The 16080-nt window shown below is 65.2% G+C and carries 17 protein-coding genes, 1 tRNA gene and 1 pseudogene; 14 read left to right on the top strand and 5 right to left on the bottom strand.

The features are described from left to right. The first annotated feature begins 36 nt into the window (after positions 1 to 36). The 10 genes from trpC (at position 37) to AB0N05_RS30835 (ending at position 10447) form a co-directional block, all read left to right on the top strand. Complete coding sequence (trpC, locus tag AB0N05_RS30880; protein ID WP_364700361.1) at positions 37 to 855, top strand: indole-3-glycerol phosphate synthase TrpC; 819 nt, start codon at positions 37 to 39, stop codon at positions 853 to 855. 8 nt (positions 856 to 863) lie between these two features. After that, positions 864 to 2147, top strand: a complete 1284-nt coding sequence (gene trpB, locus AB0N05_RS30875; protein WP_364700359.1) for a tryptophan synthase subunit beta — start codon at positions 864 to 866, stop codon at positions 2145 to 2147. Next, on the top strand, positions 2144 to 2944 hold the full coding sequence (trpA, locus tag AB0N05_RS30870; protein ID WP_364700357.1) for a tryptophan synthase subunit alpha: 801 nt from the start codon (positions 2144 to 2146) through the stop codon (positions 2942 to 2944). The genes trpB and trpA overlap by 4 nt, the downstream gene beginning before the upstream one ends. A gap of 187 nt (positions 2945 to 3131) precedes the next feature. Beyond that, the gene (gene glpT / locus AB0N05_RS30865; protein ID WP_364700354.1) at positions 3132 to 4487 is read left to right on the top strand and encodes a glycerol-3-phosphate transporter; all 1356 of its coding nucleotides are present in this window, start codon (positions 3132 to 3134) and stop codon (positions 4485 to 4487) included. A 133-nt stretch (positions 4488 to 4620) separates the two neighbouring features. Then, positions 4621 to 5814: a prolipoprotein diacylglyceryl transferase gene (gene lgt, locus AB0N05_RS30860; protein WP_364700352.1), complete on the top strand. Its 1194-nt coding sequence runs from the start codon at positions 4621 to 4623 to the stop codon at positions 5812 to 5814. A gap of 24 nt (positions 5815 to 5838) precedes the next feature. Then, positions 5839 to 6369: an NINE protein gene (locus tag AB0N05_RS30855; RefSeq protein WP_364700350.1), complete on the top strand. Its 531-nt coding sequence runs from the start codon at positions 5839 to 5841 to the stop codon at positions 6367 to 6369. A 194-nt stretch (positions 6370 to 6563) separates the two neighbouring features. After that, positions 6564 to 7319, top strand: coding sequence for a transporter substrate-binding domain-containing protein (locus tag AB0N05_RS30850; RefSeq protein ID WP_364700348.1), 756 nt, complete (start codon positions 6564 to 6566; stop codon positions 7317 to 7319). Between the two features lie 20 nt (positions 7320 to 7339). Further along, the gene (locus tag AB0N05_RS30845) at positions 7340 to 8008 is read left to right on the top strand and encodes an amino acid ABC transporter permease (protein ID WP_364700346.1); all 669 of its coding nucleotides are present in this window, start codon (positions 7340 to 7342) and stop codon (positions 8006 to 8008) included. Positions 8009 to 8098: 90 nt separating this feature from the next. Then, positions 8099 to 9520 carry a pyruvate kinase gene (pyk, locus tag AB0N05_RS30840; RefSeq protein ID WP_364700344.1) on the top strand — a complete coding sequence of 474 codons (1422 nt, stop codon included), beginning with the start codon at positions 8099 to 8101 and terminating at the stop codon, positions 9518 to 9520. 39 nt (positions 9521 to 9559) lie between these two features. Next, positions 9560 to 10447, top strand: a complete 888-nt coding sequence (locus AB0N05_RS30835) for an acyl-CoA thioesterase II (protein ID WP_364700879.1) — start codon at positions 9560 to 9562, stop codon at positions 10445 to 10447. A 106-nt stretch (positions 10448 to 10553) separates the two neighbouring features. Here AB0N05_RS30835 and AB0N05_RS30830 read toward each other — a convergent pair whose 3' ends face one another. The 3 genes from AB0N05_RS30830 to AB0N05_RS30820 form a co-directional block, all read right to left on the bottom strand. Next, positions 10554 to 10916, bottom strand: a complete 363-nt coding sequence (locus AB0N05_RS30830) for a hypothetical protein (RefSeq protein WP_364700342.1) — start codon at positions 10914 to 10916, stop codon at positions 10554 to 10556. Between the two features lie 180 nt (positions 10917 to 11096). Then, entirely contained in the window at positions 11097 to 11789 is a 693-nt protein-coding gene (locus AB0N05_RS30825) for a low molecular weight phosphatase family protein (protein ID WP_364700340.1), read from the bottom strand. A 51-nt stretch (positions 11790 to 11840) separates the two neighbouring features. Continuing rightward, on the bottom strand, positions 11841 to 12503 hold the full coding sequence (locus AB0N05_RS30820; RefSeq protein ID WP_364700338.1) for a DUF4188 domain-containing protein: 663 nt from the start codon (positions 12501 to 12503) through the stop codon (positions 11841 to 11843). Positions 12504 to 12728: 225 nt separating this feature from the next. Between AB0N05_RS30820 and AB0N05_RS30815 the strand changes: the two genes are divergently transcribed. Beyond that, a complete protein-coding gene (locus tag AB0N05_RS30815; RefSeq protein WP_364700336.1) occupies positions 12729 to 13565 on the top strand; it encodes a hypothetical protein in 837 nt (278 codons plus the stop codon). 11 nt (positions 13566 to 13576) lie between these two features. Here AB0N05_RS30815 and AB0N05_RS30810 read toward each other — a convergent pair whose 3' ends face one another. Continuing rightward, positions 13577 to 14278 carry a GntR family transcriptional regulator gene (locus AB0N05_RS30810; RefSeq protein ID WP_364700334.1) on the bottom strand — a complete coding sequence of 234 codons (702 nt, stop codon included), beginning with the start codon at positions 14276 to 14278 and terminating at the stop codon, positions 13577 to 13579. 150 nt (positions 14279 to 14428) lie between these two features. Here AB0N05_RS30810 and AB0N05_RS30805 point away from each other — a divergent pair, with 150 nt between their 5' ends. Then, positions 14429 to 14767 (top strand): hypothetical protein, encoded by a 339-nt coding sequence (locus AB0N05_RS30805; RefSeq protein WP_364700332.1) that lies wholly within the window; start codon positions 14429 to 14431, stop codon positions 14765 to 14767. Positions 14768 to 14806: 39 nt separating this feature from the next. Further along, positions 14807 to 14929, top strand: a pseudogene (locus AB0N05_RS30800) (site-specific integrase); the annotation flags it as partial. A 65-nt stretch (positions 14930 to 14994) separates the two neighbouring features. Here AB0N05_RS30800 and AB0N05_RS30795 read toward each other — a convergent pair. Continuing rightward, positions 14995 to 15081, bottom strand: a tRNA-Leu gene (locus tag AB0N05_RS30795). 221 nt (positions 15082 to 15302) lie between these two features. Between AB0N05_RS30795 and AB0N05_RS30790 the strand changes: the two genes are divergently transcribed. After that, a complete protein-coding gene (locus tag AB0N05_RS30790) occupies positions 15303 to 15926 on the top strand; it encodes an ANTAR domain-containing response regulator (protein WP_364700330.1) in 624 nt (207 codons plus the stop codon). Positions 15927 to 16080: the final 154 nt, after the last annotated feature.

Here is a 16080-nt window from a genome sequence, read left to right as displayed (position 1 = left end):
CAGCAAGTCCGTCTCCCCAGAAAGGATTCGAGCCAGATGACGGTACTCGACTCGATTCTCGACGGGGTCCGCGCGGATGTGGCCGCTCGGGAAGCCCTCCTGGATTTCCAGGCTGTGAAGCAGGCTGCCACAAAAGCGCCTTCCCCGCGAGACGCCAAGGCCGCTCTGCATGCGGACGGCATCGGCGTCATCGCCGAGGTGAAGCGGGCCAGCCCGTCCAAGGGTTCCCTGGCCGCCATCCCGGACCCGGCCGTATTGGCCCGCGCCTATGAAGACGGTGGCGCGCGCATCATCAGCGTCCTGACCGAACAGCGCCGCTTCAATGGTTCGCTCGCGGATCTGGATGCGGTCCGCGCGGTCGTCGACATCCCGGTCCTGCGCAAGGACTTCATCGTCGGCCCGTACCAGATCCATGAGGCCCGCGCCCACGGCGCGGATGTCATCCTGCTGATCGTGGCGGCCCTGGAGCAGGACGTGCTGGCCTCGCTCATCGACCGCACCGAATCCCTCGGCATGACCGCACTGGTCGAGGTGCACACCGAGGAAGAGGCGGATCGCGCGCTTCAGGCCGGTGCCTCCGTGATCGGCGTGAACGCCCGAAATCTCAAGACCCTCGAGGTGGATCGGGATGTGTTCGCGCGCATCGCACCCGGTCTGCCCAGCGAAGTGATCCGCATTGCCGAGTCCGGCATTCGCGGCACCGCCGATCTGCTGGCCTACGCCGGTGCGGGCGCGGATGCCGTGCTCGTCGGCGAGGGCCTGGTGACCAGCGGTGATCCTCGCGCGGCCGTCGCCGAGCTGGTGACCGCCGGAACTCACCCCTCCTGCCCTAAGCCGGTCCGTCGGGGCCGGTGAGAGAGCCGATGACTCAGACGAATCACATTCTCGGTAAGAACAACAGCCTCCCGCAGGCCAGTGAGGGCGTATCGCACAAGAGTGCGCACGAGCCCGATCTGGGCGGGCACTTCGGTGTCTACGGCGGGCGGCACGTCCCCGAGGCGCTCATGGCCGTGATCGAGGAGGTCACCGCCGAGTACGACAAGTGCCGCGTGGACCCGAACTTCCTCGATGAGCTGGACCGCTTGCAGCGCGACTACACCGGGCGGCCGTCGCCGGTGTTCGAATGCAAGAACCTGGCCAAGCACGCGGGCGGCGCTCGCATCGTGCTCAAGCGAGAAGACCTGAACCACACCGGATCTCACAAGATCAACAATGTGCTGGGTCAGGTGTTGCTTGCCAAGCGCATGGGCAAGACCCGCGTCATCGCGGAGACCGGGGCGGGCCAGCACGGCGTCGCCACGGCGACCGCGTGCGCGCTGCTCGGCCTCGAGTGCGTCATCTACATGGGCGCCGTCGACACCGTCCGGCAGCAGCTGAATGTGGCCCGCATGCGCCTGCTCGGCTCCGAAGTCATCAGTGTGACAACGGGTTCGCAGACGCTCAAGGACGCCATCAACGAGGCGCTGCGCGACTGGGTCACCAATGCCGACGAGACCTACTACTGCTTCGGCACCGCCGCGGGCCCGCACCCGTTCCCCATGATGGTGCGCGACTTCCAACGCATTATCGGCATGGAGGCCCGGGTGCAGATCCAGGCGCTCACGGGTCGGCTGCCCGATGCCGTGACCGCCTGTGTCGGTGGCGGTTCCAATGCCATCGGCATCTTCCACAGCTTCATCGATGACGCCGACGTGCGCCTGATCGGCTACGAGGCCGCGGGCGACGGCGTCGAAACCGGCCGCCACGCCGCCACTTTCGCCGGTGGCCGCCCCGGAGCGTTCCAGGGCGCGTACTCGTACCTCTTGCAGGACGAGGACGGCCAGACCATCGAATCCCATTCCATCTCCGCCGGTTTGGACTACCCGGGTGTCGGTCCGGAGCACGCGCTCCTGAACGATATCGGCCGCGCCGAGTACCGGCCCATCACCGATACCGAGGCGATGGACGCGCTCCTGCTGCTGAGCCGGGCCGAGGGCATCATTCCGGCCATCGAGTCGGCGCACGCCGTCGCCGGTGCGCTGAAGCTGGGCCAGGAATTGGGCGAGGGCGCGATCATTCTGGTGAACCTCTCCGGTCGCGGCGACAAGGATATGGACACCGCGGCCCGCTGGTTCGGGCTCTTCGACAAGGAGGGCGAACACAAGTGAGCCAGCAGTCTCGCCTCGCCAATACCTTCGCGGCCTGCCGTGAAGAGGATCGTGCCGCGCTGATCGGGTACCTGCCCGCCGGTTACCCGGATGTGCAGGGCTCCATCGACGTCTGCGTCGCCATGGTCGAATCCGGTTGTGACGTCATCGAAGTCGGCGTCGCCTACTCCGATCCGGTGATGGACGGCCCGACCATTCAGGCCGCCGCCGAGCAGGCGCTGCGCGGCGGTGTGCGCGTACGCGACGTGTTCAAGGTCGTGGAGGCCATCAGCCAGGCCGGTGGCAAGGCCGTCGTCATGGCCTACTGGAATCCGGTGCTGCAGTACGGCGTCGACACCTTCTCCCGCGATCTCGCGGCGGCGGGCGGCCTCGGCCTGATCACGCCCAACCTGATTCCGGAGGAGGCCGACGACTGGTTCGTGGCCTCGTCCTCGCACGATCTGGATCGCATCTTCCTGGTGGCCCCGTCCTCCACGGAGGAGCGTCTGGTCAAGACCCTGGAGGCCTCGCGCGGCTTCGTGTACGCGGCCTCCACCATGGGTGTGACGGGCGCGCGTGACGCGGTGTCCTCGATGGCTCCCGCGCTGTGCGCCCGCATTCGCGCCCACTCCGATATTCCGATCGGTGTCGGCCTGGGTGTGCGCAATGGCGCGCAGGCGGCCGAAATCGCCTCCTATGCGGACGGTGTCATCGTCGGCTCGGCGCTGGTGTCCGCGGCTGCGCAGGGCCTGGACGCGGTCCGCACGCTGACCGAGGAATTGGCGCTGGGCGTGCGCTCGGCGGCCGTCACCTCGTAGGTCGTTCTCGAAAGCTGAAGGGCGCGTATCGAATTCGATACGCGCCTTTTGCTCGTGTCGCGGTCCGGTAAATGGGCAATTAGCTAGCGATCGGGCGGCAGTCGGATAAGTCCGACCTCCAAGCGCGCTTATTTGCCCAGGTAAACCGAATTTGCAGTTACAGACAACTCTCAGTTAATGTCCGCCCATGCTGAGCTTCCTCGCGCCCGCACCACACAAGGAGCGGCTGCCGGAAAAGGACATCGATCCGTACTACAAACGGATGCGGTGGCAGATCTTCATCGGCATCTTCGTCGGCTACGCCGCCTACTACCTGGTGCGCAAGAACTTCGCGCTGGCCTTCCCGCACCTGATCGACGAGGGCTACAGCCGCGGCCAGCTCGGCCTGGCGCTCTCGGCGCTCTCCCTCGCCTACGGCGTCTCCAAGTTCGTCATGGGCGCGATCTCCGACCGCTCGAACCCGCGGCTGTTCCTGCCGCTGGGCCTGCTGCTGTCGGCCGCGGTCATGCTCTTCATGGGCTTCGTGCCATGGGCGACCTCCAGCGTGCTGATCATGTTCGTGCTGTTGTTCATCAATGGCTGGGTGCAGGGCATGGGCTGGCCGCCCGCGGGACGCACCATGGTGCACTGGTGGTCGCAGAAGGAACGCGGCCGCGTGGTGTCGCTGTGGAATACCGCGCACAATGTCGGCGGCGGCCTGCCCGCACTGCTGTTCCTGCTGGGCATGGCCTGGTTCCACGACTGGCGTTCGGCGTTCTATATGCCCGCGTTCTTTGCGATCGTCATCGCCGTCATCGCGTACGTGCTCATGCGGGACACCCCGCAGTCCGAGGGCCTGCCGCCGATCGAGCAGTACAAGAACGATTACCCGAAGGACTACTCGGAGAAGGACGAGCAGGAGCTCACGGCCAAGGAGATCTACCGCAAGTACATCCTGCCGAACAAGCTGCTCTGGTACATCGCCTTCGCCAACGTCTTCATCTACCTGCTGCGCTACGGCGTGCTCGACTGGTCGCCGACCTACCTCAAGGAGGTCAAGGGCTTCACCGTCGACAAGTCCTCGTGGGCGTATTTCCTCTACGAGTACGCGGGCATTCCGGGCACGCTGCTCGCGGGCTGGATGTCGGACAAGGTGTTCCGTGGCAATCGCGGCGCGACGGGCGTGTTCTTCATGACCCTGGTGACCGTGGCGACTGTCGCCTTCTGGCTGGCCCCCGCCGATATGCCCGCCGTCAGCATGGCCTGCATGATCGTGATCGGCTTCCTCATCTACGGCCCGGTCATGCTGATCGGCCTGCATGCGCTGGAACTGGTTTCGAAGAAGGCCGCGGGCACCGCGGCGGGCTTCACCGGCCTGTTCGGCTACCTGGGCGGTTCGGTCGCGGCCAGCGCCGTGGTCGGATTCACCGTCGATCACTTCGGCTGGAATGGCGGCTTCACCATCCTCATCGGCGGTTCCGTGGCCGCGGTACTGCTGCTCATCCTGACCGTGATCAGCGAGAAGAAGCATAAAGAAGAACTGGAGCTGGTCGAGGTCAAGTAGCCTCTGCCGCAACACAACTGCCCCGGGCGCGAGTATGTGCCCGGGGCAGTGTCGGCTACCCGGCGAGTCGTGCGTGTCGCGGCGCGGCGTGCGGGGCCGCCGGGTTCGTCGCCGATTCCACTAGGGTGGGCGCGTGACCATACGAGCCCTGGCCGACAGCCTCCCGGCCTCCGACGTGCTGGCCTACATTCCGAGTCCGTCCCGCGGTGTGTGGGACCTCGGACCGTTTCCACTGCGCGCCTACGCGCTGTGCATCATCATCGGCATCGTCGTCGCCATCTGGCTGGGCGAGAAGCGGTGGCAGCAGCGCGGTGGGCAGGCGGGCAATGTCCTGGACGTGGCCATGTTCGCGGTCCCGTTCGGCTTGGTCGGCGGGCGGCTCTACCACGTGGCCACCGACTATCAGAAGTACTTCGGCGAGGGCGGGCACCCGCTCGACGCGCTCAAGATCTGGCAGGGCGGCCTCGGCATCTGGGGCGCGGTGCTGCTCGGCGGCATCGGCGCGTGGATCGGCTGCCGGGTGTACCGGATTCCGTTGCCCGCCTTCGGCGATGCCATCGCGCCCGGAATTCTGCTGGCACAGGCCATCGGCCGACTCGGCAATTACTTCAATCAGGAGCTGTACGGCCGCGAGACCAAGGTGCCGTGGGGTCTCGAGATCTACCTGCGCTATGACAAAAACGGTCAGCTGGACATGATGAACGGCGTCTCCACCGGCGTGGTGGAGAAGATCGTGCAGCCGACCTTCCTGTACGAGCTGGTCTGGAATCTGCTCGGCGTCGGCGTGCTGCTGTACCTGGATCGCAAGTACCGCATCGGGCACGGGCGGCTGTTCGCGCTGTACGTGGCCATCTACTGCTTCGGCCGGTTCTTCGTCGAACTGCTGCGCGATGACGAGGCCACCCATATCGCGGGTCTGCGGGTCAATACCTTCACCTCGTTCATCGTGTTCGCCGGAGCCCTCGCGTATTTCGTGCTCGCGACCAAGGGCCGCGAGACGGCCGAGATGCTCCGGCCGGGTATCGAGCGGCCGTGGCCGTGGCAGTTCGGGGCGCTGCGCGCGTTCGGGGCGACCAGCGCGGCGGCCGCCGATGTTTCTCTCGCGAAGGGCGAAGCGGCCGAGGCAGCCGAAGACACCGCCGAGGCAGCCGAGGACACCGCCGAGCCATCCGGGGATGATGCCGCCTCCGAATCCTCATCGGAAGTGAACGAATCCGAGCCGGATGGCGATAACTCTTCCGAATCCGGCGATTCCACGCCGGAGGCGACGGAGTCGGCATCACTCGAGAAGACGAAAACGGTCGACTCGGGCAAGAATGGCTCCTGACCAACGCTTCTCAGGAGGATTCGAGTGACCGACCCGTTCAATAAGCAGCCCGAGCAGGGTGGCCCGCAGTACGGCCAGCCGGGAACCGGCCCGCAGTACGGCCAGCAGCAGCCTTATGGCCAGCAGCCCTACGGTGCGCCGGGTCAGCCGCAGCAGGACGCCTACGGCCAGCAGCCGTACGGTGCACCCGGGCAACAGCCCGCCTACGGGCAGCAGCCCGCTTACGGCCAGCAGCCCCAGCCCTACGGTCAGCCCGGCTACGGCCAGCCCGGATACGGTCAGCCCATGCCCGGCCAGTACGGCATGGACCCGGAGGCCCCGTACGGCCGGGACATGTACGGCGTCCCGTACTCCGACAAGAGCAAGCTGACCGCGGGTCTGCTGCAGCTGCTCACCGGTGGTTTCGGTATCGGCCGTTTCTACCTCGGCTACACCACCATCGGTGTGCTGCAACTGATCACGTGCGGCGGCTTCGGCATCTGGGCGCTGATCGACGGCATCATGATCCTCACCGGCAAGGTGCCGGACCCGCAGGGCCGTCCGCTCAAGGACTGAACCGAGCGCGACACACGGGGATAGGCGGGCACCACCGGGCAGAGGGTGCCCGCTCGCCGTTATCATCACCGACGTAATCGAACAAGGTTTCTGTGCGGCGTGATTGTTCGCGTGCCGTCCGGTTGGTTCCGGGCGTACTCTTTGTCGGTTGTTCGTCGCGTGGTTGCCCCACGCCTTAGGAGAGGTACCCCCTCGTGCGCCGTAAGCTCATCGCCGCCGTCATCGCTGTCGTCGCGGCCGCCGGAATCACCGCTTGCGGTAGCAGCAACGACGACCCCAACGTGCTGAAGGTGGGCACCGAGGGCACCTACTCCCCGTTCAGCTACCAGGAGAACGGCTCGCTCACCGGCTACGACATCGACGTGGTCAAGGCCGTCGCCGACAAGCTCGGCCGCAAGGTCGAATTCGTGCAGACGCCGTGGGACGCCATCTTCGCGGGCCTCGAGTCCAAGCGCTTCGACCTGGTCGCCAATCAGGTGACCATCAGTCCCGAACGCGCGCAGAAGTATTCGCTGTCGCAGCCGTACACCACCTCGGACGGCGTCATTGTCGCCAAGGCCGACAACAATGGCATTCACGCGCTGACCGACCTGAACGGCAAGACCTGCGCGCAGTCGACCACCAGCAACTGGAGCAAGGTCGCCTCCGGCGCGGGCTGCAAGGTCGAGGGCGTGGAGGGCTTCGTGCAGGCCGTGCAGCTGCTCAAGAACGGCCGCGTCGACGCCACCGTGAACGACACCCTCGCGGTCGCCGAGTACACCAAGAAGACCGGCGACACCAGCATTCACGTCGCGGGCAAGACCGGTGAGACCAGCAAGCAGGGCTTCGCCGCCCGCAAGGACTCCGCGGAACTGATCGACAAGATCAACACCGCCTTGGATCAGCTGCGCTCCGACGGCACCCTGGCCAAGATCTCCGAGAAGTACTTCGGCACCGACGTCAGCAAGTAAGCGGCGCTGAGCATTCGACGATGAATGACGCCACCTGGGCGCTGATCCGGGAGAACCTGTGGCCCATGCTGCGGGCCACCGTCCACATGACGTTGCCGCTGACCGCCATAAGTTTCATGCTCGGGTTGGTGCTGGCGCTGTTCGTGGCGCTGGCCCGGATGTCCTCGAACTGGGCGCTGTCCGCGGTCGCCCGGTTCTACATCTCGATCATTCGTGGCACCCCGCTGCTGGTGCAGCTGTTCATCATCTTCTACGCGCTGCCGCAGTTCCAGATCATCATCGACCCGTTTCCGGCGGCGGTGATCGCCTTCAGCCTGAATGTGGGCGGGTATGCGGCGGAAGTGATTCGCGCGTCCATTCTTTCGGTGGCGCACGGGCAGTGGGAGGCGTCCTATGCGGTCGGGATGACCTATGCGCAGACGCTGCGCATGATCATCCTGCCGCAGGCGTCGCGCATCGCCGTGCCGCCGTTGTCGAACACGCTCATCTCCTTGGTGAAGGACACTTCGCTCGCCTCCACCATTTTGGTGACCGAGTTGTTGCGCACCGCGCAATTGGCGGCCGCGCCGACGTTCGACTTCTTCGCGCTCTATGGCGTCGCCGCTATCTACTACTGGGTAATTTGCCTGATCCTGGGCTTTGGTCAGACTCGTTTGGAGACGCGACTCGCCCGGCATGTAGCCCGCTGACCCGGGGTTTGCTGAACAGCAGGTGTATATCTTTCCGAATGGTGTGATCCCGCTTAGCGCGACGTTTGTCACAGGACTAGGGTTGTCCGCGTGATGCGACGAACGAAGATTGTGTGCACACTCGGCCCCGCAGTGTCGTCCGAGGACCGTATTCGTGAACTCGTCGAGAGTGGCATGGATGTCGCTCGATTGAATTTCAGTCACGGCGAGCACTCCGATCATGCCGATAACTACAAGAAGGTACGACAGGCCAGCGAACTGCTCGGCCGCGCCGTCGGAATCCTTGCGGACCTTCAGGGTCCGAAGATTCGCCTCGGCCGCTTTATCGAGGGCAAGACCGTCTGGGCGACGGGTGAAGAAGTGCGCATCACCGTCGATGACATCGAGGGCACTCACGACCGCGTCTCCACGACCTACAAGCAGCTGGCCCAGGACGCCAAAGCCGGCGACCGCCTGCTCGTCGACGACGGCAAGATCGGCATGACCGTCATTCGCGTCGACGGCAATGACGTGGTGTGCCGGGTGACCGAGGGCGGCCCCATCTCCAACAATAAGGGCGTTTCACTGCCCGGTATGGATGTCTCGGTTCCGGCCTTGTCGGAGAAGGACATCGAGGATCTCGAGTTCGCGCTCGCGCTCGGCGTCGACTTCATCGCGCTGTCCTTCGTGCGGTCCCCGTCGGACGTGGAGCTGGTTCACGAGATCATGGATCGCGTCGGGCGTCGCGTGCCGATCATCGGCAAGCTCGAAAAGCCCGAGGCCATCGACAATCTGGAAGCCATCGTGCTGGCGTTCGACGCCGTCATGGTGGCCCGTGGCGACCTCGGCGTGGAGCTGCCGCTGGAGCAGGTGCCGCTGGTGCAGAAGCGCGCCATCCAGATGGCGCGTGAGAACGCCAAGCCGGTCATCGTGGCCACCCAGATGCTGGAATCCATGATCACCAACTCGCGCCCGACCCGCGCCGAGGCCTCCGACGTGGCCAATGCGGTGCTCGATGGCGCGGACGCCGTGATGCTCTCCGGCGAGACCTCCGTCGGCGACTACCCGATCGAGACCGTGCGCACCATGGCCCGCATCGTGCACGCCGTGGAGTCGGAATCCTCCACCCGGGTGCCGCCGCTGACCCACGTCCCGCGCACCAAGCGCGGCGTCATCTCCTACGCGGCCCGTGACATCGGCGAGCGGCTCAATGCCAAGGCGCTGGTTGCCTTCACGCAGTCCGGTGACACCGTGCGCCGCCTCGCGCGCCTGCACACCCCGCTGCCGCTGCTGGCCTTCACGCCGAACCCGGCCATCCGCAGCCAGCTCGCTTTGACCTGGGGCACCGAGACTTTCATCGTGCCGCGGGTGGACAACACCGATGAGATGATCCACCAGGTCGATAACGCGCTGCTGTCCATCGGGCGATACAAGAAGGGTGATCTGGTGGTGATCGTGGCAGGTTCGCCGCCCGGAACTGTCGGCTCCACCAATATGATCCACGTGCATCGTATCGGCGAGGAGGACCACTAGGTGAGTGCATGGCTGGGCGCCGAGCCCGCTTCACACGGAATCGCGGACCCCGACGGGGCCGGTCTATCCGATGATCTGCGGGTGCTGCTGCGCCTGCTGGATTTGGAAGAGCATGGCCCCGATATCTTCATCGGGCAGCATCCGGAGAAGGTGTGGAGCCGCACGTTCGGCGGCCAGCTGGTGGCCCAGGCCATTATCGCGGCCGGGCGCACCGTCGGGCCCGAGCGCCCGGTGCACGCCGTCAACGCGCATTTCGTGCGCGGCGGAGATCCCAAGCAGCCGATCGAATATCACGTCGACCGGCATCGCGACGGGCGCTCCTTCGCCAATCGCACGGTGACGGCCTACCAGGAGGGCAAGGAGCTGTTCGTCATGCTCGCCGCCTTCCAGGACTACGGCAAGGGGCTCGAGCACGGGACTCCGCTACCCGAGGTGGCGGCTCCGGAAGATCTTCCGCGCGTGGAGGAATCGTTCGTAGGCCTCGAGGACAAGCTCCAAATGTTCGTCAAGGCCCCGCATCCCATCGATATGCGGTACACGAACGATCCGGCCTGGATCCTCAAGGGCACCGGCGAGAAGCTCAACCACAACCGGGTCTGGATGCGCACCGACGGCGCGCTCCCCGACGACCCGCTGATTCACGTTGCGGCCCTGGCCTACTCATCCGACACCACGGTCCTGGACTCCATCATCACCACCCACGGCCTCTCCTGGGGCTTCGACCGCATCCTCGCCGCCACGGTGAACCACTCCATCTGGTTCCACCGCCCCTTCCGCTTCGACGACTGGGCGCTCTACGCCACCGAGTCCCCGGTGGCAGCCGGTTCCCGCGGCCTGGCCCGCGGCCACTTCTACGCCCGCAACGGCGACCTCCTCGCGACCACGGTGCAGGAAGGCGTAATTCGCCACTACCCGTCGCGAGGCTGAGGATCGAACAACGCGTAATCGGGTCGCACCAATCGGTGCGGCCCGATGTGTGTTTAGGGGGTGTGGGGGCTTGCCCCCACGACTGACCGTCAGGTCCCCCCGATCGTCAGATCAGTTCGCGGTTCTCTTCGAGGTCGAAGTTCTCCCGCTGGAGCGCGTGCACGATGTAGGGGATCGGCTCGCCCGAGGATAGCTCCAGCACCAGCCGCTGCTCGAGCTTGGCGATACCGGCCTTGGTGAGTTGTCGCGCCTCGCCGACGAGGCTGAGGGCGATCTCGAAGGTGTGGCGGTCGCCCGGCTCCTGCTCGGGATGGTCGAGCCGCCATTGGGTTTCGAGGACGGTGTGGGTGGGTTCGTCGCACTCCACGGGAAGCGTGAACCGCCACGCGAAGATGTCCCGATCGGCGACGTATTCGTCGACCACGCGGCACACGGTTTCGGTGACGTGATTCAACGTCTGAGGTGTCACATAAACATGGAGCGAAACATCCGAAATTCGCTTCGGCATGTCCAAGGTCCTGTTCTTGTGTCGCAACCACCGGTTGGTGGTGTTCCGCGCGGAAGTGTAATCCCTTACCGGACCAAACGCGCAGACAGGTCCATTGACACGGTGTGTTTTACGGCCGAGTTGGCCGGGCGCGCCGCGTGATCAGCGGGCCGGGCGCAGGCCGATCTGCTGGTGCGACGCGGGTTGCGCTGGGTGCTTGGGGGATTCGGCCGGTTTGGCCGAATCGTCGCGGCCGCCCTCCAAGACGAGGAGCGGAGGTCGTTGTGCACCGGCATCACTGGCGGCGGTACGGGGGTGGACGGTGGCCTGCGGATGCTCATGCGCGTGCAACGCCAGCAGCAGTGGAACCAGGGCCTCGGCAATGCGATCGCCGACGTCGCAGTAGGCCTGCGGGGAGAGCCCGACCGGGTCGGAGATGTTCTCCCGGCCGACATAGGCGAGATCGTCACGTGCGGCATGCAATCCGAGAACCGAGCGCGCACCGCTCACCTTCGCGATCCGGTACGCCTCCAGCAGTGTGAAGGTGCGCGGTAGCGCCTCGGGCACCAGATCCCGTACCTGGTCGCGAATCTTGTCGGACATGGTGATCACCAGATCGGCGCGATGCACCATCTCCGGTTTCAGTCGCCGCGCCTTGAAATTGTCCGCGTTACCGCCGAGCCCGACGATCGTCTGGGCCGCAAGCGGTTCCACGGGGAAGCCGACGAGCGCTCGGACGCCGGCGCTCTCGGCGGATAGCTCTTGTAGTCCGTGATCGGCAGCTATCGCCAGCGTCAGGCGTTCGGCAATAACAGACCGGCAAACGTTTCCGCTGCACACGAACAGCACATGCATGGGCTCAACCTAGGCCCGCCGAGATCCGTTCGAAACGCTTCCGAGACCGAATCACACCATCTGACCGGGATGTTCATTCTTCGGTCGGGTGTCGGTCGCCTGCTGTTCGCTCCCAGGTACCGATCGGTCCGGAACCGGCGGCGTCAACGCCCCTGGAATGTGAGCATGCGGGTTTTCGTCCAGCAAATCAATAGTGCCGCGAGTTTGCTCATCCGATTGATACAACTCGGATTCCGTGACCACAGAAGCGATCTCGGGTTCGGTGCCCCGCACCCGCCCCCGCGTCGAGAACATCCGCCCCCGGGCCGCCACCGTCGGCGCGAACCGGGCCAGCCCACTCGGCTTGCTCATATCGTCGTACACCGAATCGATCCCGCCGCGCGCGAAGTACGCCTCATGCCAGAACCCCGTCCCCCCGGAATTCTTGAGGAACTCCTGCCACCAGATCCGATGCGGCTCCGACCGAGTCCACTTCTCGAGACTCTCCAGATCCCGCCAGTACTGCCGGGCTCCCCAATGCGGCGGCCACAACGACCACACCACATCCTCATGCGACAGCAACCCGTCCGGCCGCCCCCGCTGCGAACTGTAAAGCTTCGGCCCCACCCCCAACAGCCGCAGAATCCCCCGAGGGGTACGAACCCGCATCCCCAGCAAGATCACGACCAAGTCCGGGTACTCCGATAGATCGGCCGTCACCCTGGTAACCCGCATGCGCTGCCTCCGCACGTTTTGATCTTCACGGGGATGTACGAATTCCTCCACCTCCCGGTTCAACCTGCTACCCCCATCGTGCCTGATATGTCGTGATCAAGACGGTGAGGGAGCACTGGTGGCGGAAAAACCGCCCATTTCCCACCACCAGAGCTCCCTCACGCATTCAGGAGGGAACTATGCGAAGTGGGGGCGGAAGGTGTTGGGGGGAGTGAGAATCGGGGGATGGGTGAGATGGGGTTGTCGGCGGAGCGGCGGAGTGAGTTGGCGGCGCTGTTGGGGGATGAGGCGCGGTTGCGGGGGGAGTATCCGAAGGTGGCGGATTATTTGGATACCGCTGCGCTGCTGCCGGGGACGGGGGATCAGCAGGGGGATGCGGGATTCGATCTGCGGTTGGTGAATTACCTGGCCGGGGGTGCTTCGGTGACGGGGAATCCGTATTGGGACATTGTGGGGCCGTCGGTGTTCGTGCAGGAGGGGCGGCGGGTGGTGAATGGGGGACGGGCGACGGGGAGTGCTCGGCTGGGGTATGCGCAGACCGTTTTGCAGGCCGTGTACGCCTATGCGATTCCCTCGCCGGAGACGGTGGCCTGGGTGGCGGAGTTCTGTGTCGGAAAGCCGGTGGTGGAAGTCGGTGCGGGGCGGGGGTATTGGGCCGCGCAATTGGCGCGGGCCGGAATCACCGTGGACGCATTCGATGTCGAGCCGCCGGACAGTGTGGAGAATCTGTCGTTTCCGCGGGCCTCGGGGCAGCGGGATGTGTGGCATCGGGTCGGCGGGGCGAAGGAGTACGCGGCGCGCGTGGCGGGCGGGGCGGATTACGTTCTGCTGCTGTGCTGGCCGCCGGGGTGGGGGAGTGCGATGGCCTCGGAGGCACTCGCGGGATTCGAGCGGGCGGGTGGTGAGCGGGTGATCTTCATCGGGGAGCCGAAGGGCGGGAAGACCGGGGACGACGCCTTTTTCGACGCGCTGGCCGCCGGATGGGAGCTGGAATCGGAGGATGCGCGCTACGTGTCGTGGTGGAACCTCGCCGATGTGGCGCAGGGGTGGCGCAGGCGTTAGGCGAACTTGCGTCAGGCGGTCTTGTCGACGGGGCCGCCGAAATCGAGGAAGTCCAGGGACATGCGGAAGACGAAGCCGTCGTAGCGGTCTCGGGGGTAGGACACGTCGGCGACCATCAGGACGCGTTCGTCGCGGGCCAGGAAGCGCTGGTGCACGGCCTTGACGAGGTCGCCGGGCGGGGTGCCGAGCCAGGCGGCGTGGGTGGGGGCCGGGAGTCTGTCGGTGAGCGTTTCCTCGAGGAATGCTGCGCTCGTGGTGTCATGCACACCGAGCGGTTGGTACGAGTCCGAGATCGAGATCGGCCGCCCCTCCTCGCTGGCCCGGGTGATCACATGCGTGACCTCCTCGCCGGGCGTGATGCCGAGCATCTCCGCGAGAATATCGGTCGCCGTGATCCGCTTGGAGTTACGTTCCACGCTCGTTTCGCGATCCGATTCATGACCGAAGGTGGTTTCCGGGCTTTCCAACTGGCGCTCGGGGGAGACACGGACCAGGTTGGGGTGATCGGCCACGAATGTCCCGCGCCGCTCGACGGTCCGGACCAGACCTTGGCTCAGCAGTAGCTTGACCGCCTGCCGAATCACGATCGGCGACACCCGATTCCGCTCCGCCAACTCGGAGAAGCTCGGCAACTGCGTGCCCGGAGGTAGCGCGCCCACCCGGATCTTGCGCGCGAGCTCGCCTGCAATGGAGACATAGGCCGGTTCACCCATGGGGCTCAGTCCCTTCCGATCGCATTGTCCATGCCACGACAACAGTCTTAGTATATGCCCACGCGTATACCCAGTTGTGTATACGCTTGAGCTCTCGCAAATCAGTGGCATAGCGAAACCCCAAACGCCAACCGACACAGGGAGTACCTCATGCGATACCGGCCGACGGCGCTCGGCTACCTGCGCACCGACGTCTCACGCCTCTCACAAGCCTGGGACGAAGCGCAGATCCGCAAACTCGCCGAGCGATTCGGCTACGACTTCGCGGGCATGGTCATCCACGACCCGAGCACCGACCGCCCACCCCTGGCCCGCCTCAAGTCTCGAGCCACCCGCCTAGCCGCCGAAGCCGTAATAACCCCCGCCCCCACCCACTTCGAAGGCGCCACCATCCCCGACTCCCTGATAGCCCAACTAGACGTAATCACCGTCGACCCAGAACACACCTACGCCCGCTGGTCCATCCCACCCCTCCCCACCGACCACTGACATCGTGCATCAGGCACAAGAATTCCGTCTGAAGGAGTTGTGCCGCACGGCCTTCGGCGCCCGGCCGCCTCACCGGCGACCAGCGCCCGCGCGAATATCGAAGTCGTGCAACGGATGCTGGGCCACAAGACCGCGACGCTGACGCTCGACCCGCACCTGCTGCGTACGAACTGCGGACCGCATGAGAAAAGGGCTGCTCCGGTGATCACCGAAACAGCCCTCTACCTTGGTGCCGAGTGTGGGAATCGAACCCACACGCCCTTTCGGGCAACGGTTTTTGAGACCGTCGCGTCTGCCTATTCCGCCAACTCGGCGCACCGGGTGGAAAGCATAGCGGGTGGGGGGCTCGCCGGACTAATCGAGGGTCGATTGGGCGGATGACGTTGTGATACTGGTCGGTTTGCGCTGGGTAGATGGGTTGTGGCGGCGGGTGGACGGTACTCTTTGGGGACTCGGGTTGCGTGCCGGTCCCGCGAGGGTGGCGTCGGACCGGTGGCGTCGGGTGTTTGGTTTACGGAGCGACAGGGGTTCATCTATGGGAACGACAGCAGGGGGCGGTTCGAAGAAGGATGCCGCGGCGTCCGCCCCCAAGCGGGTGGTGGTTGCCGAGGACGAGGCGCTCATCCGGATGGACCTGGTGGAGATGCTCTCCGAGGAGGGCTATCTCGTGGTGGGTGAGGCCGGTGACGGCCAGCAGGCGGTCGACCTGGCCGAGGAGCACCGTCCGGATCTGGTGATCATGGACGTGAAGATGCCGCGCCGCGACGGCATCGACGCCGCGGCCGAGATCGCCTCGAAACGTCTTGCGCCGGTGGTGATTCTGACCGCCTTCAGCCAGCGTGACCTGGTCGAACGGGCGCGCGACGCGGGTGCGATGGCCTACCTGGTGAAGCCGTTCACCAAATCGGATCTGGTGCCCGCCATCGAATTGGCCGCAAGCAGATTCCATGAGATCGCCGCGCTGGAGAGCGAAGTCGCGAATCTGACGGATCGCCTGGAAACCCGCAAGCTGGTGGAGCGTGCCAAGGGTGTGCTGATGCAAACTCAGGGCCTATCCGAGCCGCAGGCATTCAAGTGGATTCAGCGCACCGCAATGGATCGCCGCACCACGATGAAGGCGGTTGCCGAGGTTGTACTGGAGAACCTCGCACCGAAGTAAGCACGGGTTTACTACGTTGTTGCCCCTCTGTTGCCGCAAGTAAGCCGACACGGTTTACATGCCTGTAACAGTAGGGGCACTTTCGTTTGTTGCGATGTCACATGGATGATCCGAATGTGATGCAGAGCTAACGTAGCAAGGCTATGTTCTGGAC

The sequence above is a fragment of the Nocardia sp. NPDC051030 genome (genome assembly GCF_040683015.1).
Taxonomy (GTDB): domain Bacteria; phylum Actinomycetota; class Actinomycetes; order Mycobacteriales; family Mycobacteriaceae; genus Nocardia.
Note: the sequence above shows the minus strand (reverse complement) of the source record. Positions and strands in the feature narration are given on the sequence as shown.

Excerpts from the sequence above, each read along its gene's own strand:
- trpC (WP_364700361.1), top strand. The coding sequence starts at position 37 with ATGACGGTACTCGACTCGATTCTCGACGGGGTCCGCGCGGATGTGGCC.
- trpB (WP_364700359.1), top strand. The coding sequence starts at position 864 with ATGACTCAGACGAATCACATTCTCGGTAAGAACAACAGCCTCCCGCAG.
- glpT (WP_364700354.1), top strand. The coding sequence starts at position 3,132 with ATGCTGAGCTTCCTCGCGCCCGCACCACACAAGGAGCGGCTGCCGGAA.
- AB0N05_RS30845 (WP_364700346.1), top strand. The coding sequence starts at position 7,340 with ATGAATGACGCCACCTGGGCGCTGATCCGGGAGAACCTGTGGCCCATG.
- AB0N05_RS30825 (WP_364700340.1), bottom strand. The coding sequence starts at position 11,789 with ATGCATGTGCTGTTCGTGTGCAGCGGAAACGTTTGCCGGTCTGTTATT.
- AB0N05_RS30820 (WP_364700338.1), bottom strand. The coding sequence starts at position 12,503 with ATGCGGGTTACCAGGGTGACGGCCGATCTATCGGAGTACCCGGACTTG.
- AB0N05_RS30815 (WP_364700336.1), top strand. The coding sequence starts at position 12,729 with ATGGGTGAGATGGGGTTGTCGGCGGAGCGGCGGAGTGAGTTGGCGGCG.
- AB0N05_RS30810 (WP_364700334.1), bottom strand. The coding sequence starts at position 14,278 with ATGGGTGAACCGGCCTATGTCTCCATTGCAGGCGAGCTCGCGCGCAAG.
- AB0N05_RS30805 (WP_364700332.1), top strand. The coding sequence starts at position 14,429 with ATGCGATACCGGCCGACGGCGCTCGGCTACCTGCGCACCGACGTCTCA.
- AB0N05_RS30790 (WP_364700330.1), top strand. The coding sequence starts at position 15,303 with ATGGGAACGACAGCAGGGGGCGGTTCGAAGAAGGATGCCGCGGCGTCC.